At 46.5% G+C, this 5,337-nt stretch carries 4 protein-coding genes; 2 read left to right on the top strand and 2 right to left on the bottom strand.

The genetic code is table 11. From position 1 onward, the window contains the following. Both BCU12_RS09220 and BCU12_RS09215 read left to right on the top strand, forming a co-directional pair. The coding region (locus tag BCU12_RS09220) for a glyceraldehyde-3-phosphate dehydrogenase (protein WP_102404035.1) at positions 1–1,042 on the top strand (1,042 nt) is incomplete at its 5' end. Positions 1,043–1,461: 419 nt separating this feature from the next. Continuing rightward, positions 1,462–1,812: a hypothetical protein gene (locus BCU12_RS09215; protein WP_133153844.1), complete on the top strand. Its 351-nt coding sequence runs from the start codon at positions 1,462–1,464 to the stop codon at positions 1,810–1,812. A 267-nt stretch (positions 1,813–2,079) separates the two neighbouring features. On the opposite strand, the gene BCU12_RS09210 is transcribed toward BCU12_RS09215, so the two are convergent. Both BCU12_RS09210 and BCU12_RS09205 read right to left on the bottom strand, forming a co-directional pair. Further along, positions 2,080–4,533, bottom strand: a complete 2,454-nt coding sequence (locus tag BCU12_RS09210) for a family 20 glycosylhydrolase (protein WP_102404033.1) — start codon at positions 4,531–4,533, stop codon at positions 2,080–2,082. Between the two features lie 98 nt (positions 4,534–4,631). Further along, on the bottom strand, positions 4,632–5,327 hold the full coding sequence (locus BCU12_RS09205) for an oligogalacturonate-specific porin KdgM family protein (RefSeq protein ID WP_102404032.1): 696 nt from the start codon (positions 5,325–5,327) through the stop codon (positions 4,632–4,634). Positions 5,328–5,337 lie beyond the last annotated feature (10 nt).

Here is a 5,337-nt window from a genome sequence, read left to right as displayed (position 1 = left end):
TTTTGGCCGTATCGGTCGCCTATTAACGCGCCTTCTCGTAGAAAAAAGCGGCCCGGGTTACCCGTTGCGTTTGCGAGCAATTGTGGTTCGAGGGGGCAAAAAAGGCGACCTAGAAAAACGAGCAAGTCTGCTTCGCCGCGACTCTGTCCACGGCCAATTTAATGGCAGCATTCTTGTCGATGAAGAGCGCAAAGCCATCATAGCGAATGGTAACTACATCCAAATCATCTATGCCAACAAACCTGAAGACATCGATTACAACCAATACGGCATCGACAACGCACTTGTCGTCGATAACACGGGTGTTTGGCGTGACAGCGAAGGCCTAAGCCAGCATGTGGCATGCCAAGGCGCAGAAAAAGTCCTTCTAACGGCGCCAGGAAAAGGCGAGATCAAAAACGTTGTGTTTGGTGTCAATGAAAACGACATTAAACCAGAAGACACCATCATTTCTGCGGCAAGCTGCACCACCAATGCCATCACACCAACATTGAAAGCGATCAATGACAAATATGGCATCACCTCTGGTCATATTGAAACTGTCCACTCCTTTACTAATGATCAAAACCTGATTGATAACTTCCACTCAGGTGACAGACGTGGTCGAAGTGCCTCGCTGAACATGGTTTTGACATCAACAGGGGCAGCAAAAGCCGTTTCTAAAGCGCTGCCAGAACTTGAAGGTAAGCTTACGGGTAACGCGATTCGAGTTCCAACGCCAAACGTTTCCATGGCCATTGCGAACCTAAATCTAGAGTCCAATACCGACAAAGAAGAGCTCAACACTTACCTCAGAGAAATGGCGCTCACATCACCACTGTCTGCTCAAATCGATTACACAGATTCAACCGAGGTTGTATCCAGTGACATCGTAGGCTCACGTCACGCGGGCATCGTCGATGGCGTCGCGACCATTGCGCAGGACAATCGCTGTGTTGTGTATATCTGGTATGACAATGAGTTCGGCTACAGCTGCCAAGTTGTACACTGTATGGAGCAAATGATGGGTGTGCGTTACAAAACGTACCCAGAAGCACTTTAGAGCACTCGTGTATTAAAGCACTAGGGGGAGATTCAGGTTAAGCATCTCAATGGATGCCGCCAATCGAATAAAAACAATAAGTTCTACGCGCCACCAACTGCCGTCCCCGCTGCGGTGGCGTAAAAAATGAATCACCCTCGCTATTTTGCCGCTCTTTACCCTCGTGCTGAGCGGCATTTTTACATTGGATCATTGAGACTAAGCAAGGTGCTTAAGTTCATGGGCCTTTCCGCTAAAATCGATAATAACTCTGCGTTTCGTTAGAAGACTCCTCACGCACTCTCTTGCGCTCTTTCGTCCGCCCCTTAGCCTTAATAATCTTGAACTTAAGAATTCGTTTATGTCATAGTTTTGGAGCCATTAATCACCCAGGCAACGGTTTTTCCGTACCCACTCACCAACAATTAAAAGGGATAAGAATGAGAATTCTTTCTAAGATATTTATGGTTATTGGTCTATTAGCGACCCTATTGATTTCAATTGCTCTCTTTCTTGATGTTAGAGAAATGGACAAAACGGATGGCGGCTATGAACCCCCATATACCGGAGTGACAGGAGAAACTATTGATTGGGACAGTATGGATCTGACCTCCACAGGTTTAGTCCGTAGAGGACACATCATTAACTTCATGGTCAATGGCACCACAGGGATGATCACATTGCAGATTTTTGGTGTGGACTATGAAGCGAGAAAACTCTCACCACGAGCGATTGCGGTTCATAAACCAAGAGAGGCGTTCATTCGACGAGGCTTTGAGCCCGAATTCTAATTCATAAATAAGGGCAGCTTAGTGTTTTCAGTCGTCACTCCCCCGCAATAGACTCGGTGCTGTCTTACCTATTTCTCAGCTATTCTCTCTATGCCAGCACGCTTCCCGCTCAACTATGGTTTAAACCCTGTTAACCAAATAGATAAAAACCCTTGCTCACGCTTTTGCTAAAAAAAGCAGGCTGCAAGGGTTTCTGATTATCAAAACGACACTGACTGTCAGAGCCGCTTTAGATCGTGCTTATTTCATTGAGTTCATGACAGGGCTTCAATCACGAGCCAAATGGCGCACTAACGCTTCCGCCGGACGAACAATCGCAACTATCGCTTCATCGTAGATTTTCGCCGACTCGTCGATCACCGCTAGATACGCTTGCGCATCCGCACCACGAATTGTGTCACCCTTCTTCGCCTTCTCGATCAAGGTCAATCCAAGCTCAGCAATTAACTCCGCTTTTTCAGCAATAATGACGCTATCAACTGCCGCAATATGGTCTGCGAAGATAGGTTGTGACGCAATGGCAGCTTCACGCACATTTTGGAAGTGCGTTTCTAGCGCCACCAATGCTGAATGGTTACCACCCGCATAATCGGCAACCAATTTTTCCATATCACGCACCGCGTAGCTTTCAACCACCAGCGCATCAACAAAGCGGTTTAGACGCTCATGTTGATTGTAAAGATCCCCGTGGTTCTCGGTAGAAATCCACTTCTCCCAGTTACGTGCGTAGTACTGAGCTGGCTCAATATACTGAGCCAATGCTTGCAACGCCTGAATGTCTTGCCCTTTTGCCAAGCGTTTAAGCAACATATCGGCGTTAGCATGATGACGCAGCCCCACAGAAACCTCTGACCATGTATCCATTGCGCTCATGCGTTGATACATGCTTTCTTCATCAGTGAGCGACGCATCTGACCATAATCTTTCTGCAATCGCATAACTACGAGGCCACAGGTACGACTCTACGGTGTGCGTGTCTTTGTTCTCAAGCCAGATAGTGATCTCACCGCCTAGAATCAGTTCTTTCTCTTTTTCTGTTAGCTCTGCTGGGTACCCACCATCAGGCTCAGGAATCACGCTGCCTTCCATCGAGCTGCTAGCAATAACGTTACCCGTTGTTGGCCAACGTACATTACCAATAAGCTGATAGCTTCCCGCTGCGAAGCCGTTCTGATTGAGGTTAAGATTAAACTCAGTGTACGACATAAAGTTATCAAAATGCGCAACGAACGTTTCACCCGCTTGGTACTCCTTGATAAAGACTTCTTCACGCGACTTTCCGTTGTAGTCAACGAATGCTCGAGGTGTACCGTCTTTGGCTTCAATGATGGTTAACGTGCCTGTACGTGGACCGCCTTTAGTGCGCGGTTTTTCCCATTCGTAGCTAACAAAGGTTTCGCCTGCATGAAGCGTATCGTCTACCGTGATGCCCTTTGGAATAGGATCATTGCGGTAGTGATAACTGGTTGGCTGAGGCTGATCTAGGTAGTAACCTGTCGATAGAATGCCTTGGTAACCCTCTTTCGCTGCACGGCCAATACTGTCGTGACCTTGCCAGCTTTGAATAACGATCGATGTAGGAAGATCTTTGTGCCAGATCTCATCCCAACCCGTCATCTTCTTCCCACGCTCTTCTAGCATCTTCTCGACTTTGATATTCAAGTAAGATTGCAGACCGCGTTCGCCATCAATGTCGTTCTCTGCGATAAACGCTTGATGCTTTTCACTGTTGATCCACTGCGAATAATTAGGCTCGTCTCCACCGATGTGGAAGTACTCGTCAGGGAAGAGTGCCACCACTTCATCAAAAACATCCCCGAGCATCTCGTACAGCTCTGGATTTAATGGATCCATAAGCGGTTCAAAAACACCCCATTCACGCTCTTGCTCGTACGATTGACCTTCACCACCCGACATTAAACGCGGATAAGCATGCGCCACTGCAGAAGAGTGCCCAGGAAGCGACACCTCTGGGATCACACGAATACCGAGGTTACTCGCGTACTCAACAAGGTAACGAACCTGGTCTTTGGTGTAGTAATTACCATCAGAGCTTTCTGACCAAAGGCGTGTCCATGAGTCGGTCTGAATACGAATGCCTTGGTCGTCCCAGAAGTGCCAGTGGAACACGTTCATTTTCGCGGAAGCCATGGCATCTAGCTGACGAATCAACACATCAAACTCAATGAAATGACGAGAAGTGTCGTAAGAGACCCCACGCCATTGGAAACGCGGTTCGTCAACAATCGTCACGGCAGGAATGTGATAACCCGTCGAGGTTGATTGAACCAGCTGAAGAATGGTTTCAATACCACGAATAGCACCATAAGGGCTCTCTGATGAAAGCGTTATTTGATCACCTTTGGTCTCGATGCGGTAAGATTCGTCAGACTCCAAATTTTGAATCTCAGTTTTGGCAGCACGGCGAACATCAATAACGAGATTGGCGTCTTTCTCATTGTCTACCTGCCAATTTAAGGTTGGCACGCCCGTTTGTCTTTCTAATCGGTCAATGAATCGCTTTGCGGTATATTCCACGCGGTCTGAGTTAAAACCTTTAATAAAGACTTTAAAGTGACTATCGACGGTGACTTGGCCTTTATTCAATTCCACTTCTTGCGGATAAGGCATGAGGTTTAAATCAGTATTTGGAGCCATTGCTAGTGCCATAGGAGTAACCATTGAGCTTGAAATTAATAATGACAATATCGTTTTTTTCATCTTATTTATTCCTATTCTTTTCAATTGGCGCGCATTGAATTTAAATACGCGCTGTTTATCGAGTTAAATCACAATTTAAAAACGTGTATTCCGTGCAATTAGAAAGAGAAATTCACACCCAAACGGAAGCGCCAATCTGTCTTGTCGTTTTCTGATGCAATGGTGTCGGCGTCAACAACTTCCGCGTATGGGCGAATATTGGGTTTCCATTTGTACACGGCTTTAACCGTGTGCTCTCTAGCATGAAGGTCACCCGTCGCCAATTCAGTCGTGTGGTGGGTGATCTGGTCAAAGTAGGTCAAGGCGTAAGATATTTGATAGCTGTCCGTGTTATAGCCCGTCCAAATATCGTAACGATGGCGCTTGGCCGTCTCTTCATTGCCATAGTCATTCACTAGGGCTTCTGTCGAAAAATCATAACGATAGCGCCCATGAACAAAGAAGCCGTTGTCGAAGTTGTAGTTGAGTTTTAAATAAGGCATCAAGAACGTATTGGAACCCTGAAAGTTCATGACCAAGCCTGGGTTAAGAACAAAGTTGTCGTTAATTGCGTGTGTGTAGTAGTGCGTGAACTCGGTATTGATGACGCGTGTTTCATCGTACGCACCGGCCGCATGTCGAACATTGGTCAATGTTTCTAGACCGTAGCCATTGTCAAAGTGATTACCAATGATGAAACGACTGTTGTATTGATCGGTCGTTGTTCTGTGTTCGGTGCGAAGATCAACATAGCCACCCGCCGTAGCGGTAATTGGAAGTAAAACGAGCAGGGAAACAGGGATTATTTTTTTCATATTTTACTAC

It is taken from the genome of Vibrio sp. 10N.261.55.A7, assembly GCF_002877365.1.
In the GTDB taxonomy this organism is placed as follows: domain Bacteria; phylum Pseudomonadota; class Gammaproteobacteria; order Enterobacterales; family Vibrionaceae; genus Vibrio.
Note: the sequence above shows the minus strand (reverse complement) of the source record. Positions and strands in the feature narration are given on the sequence as shown.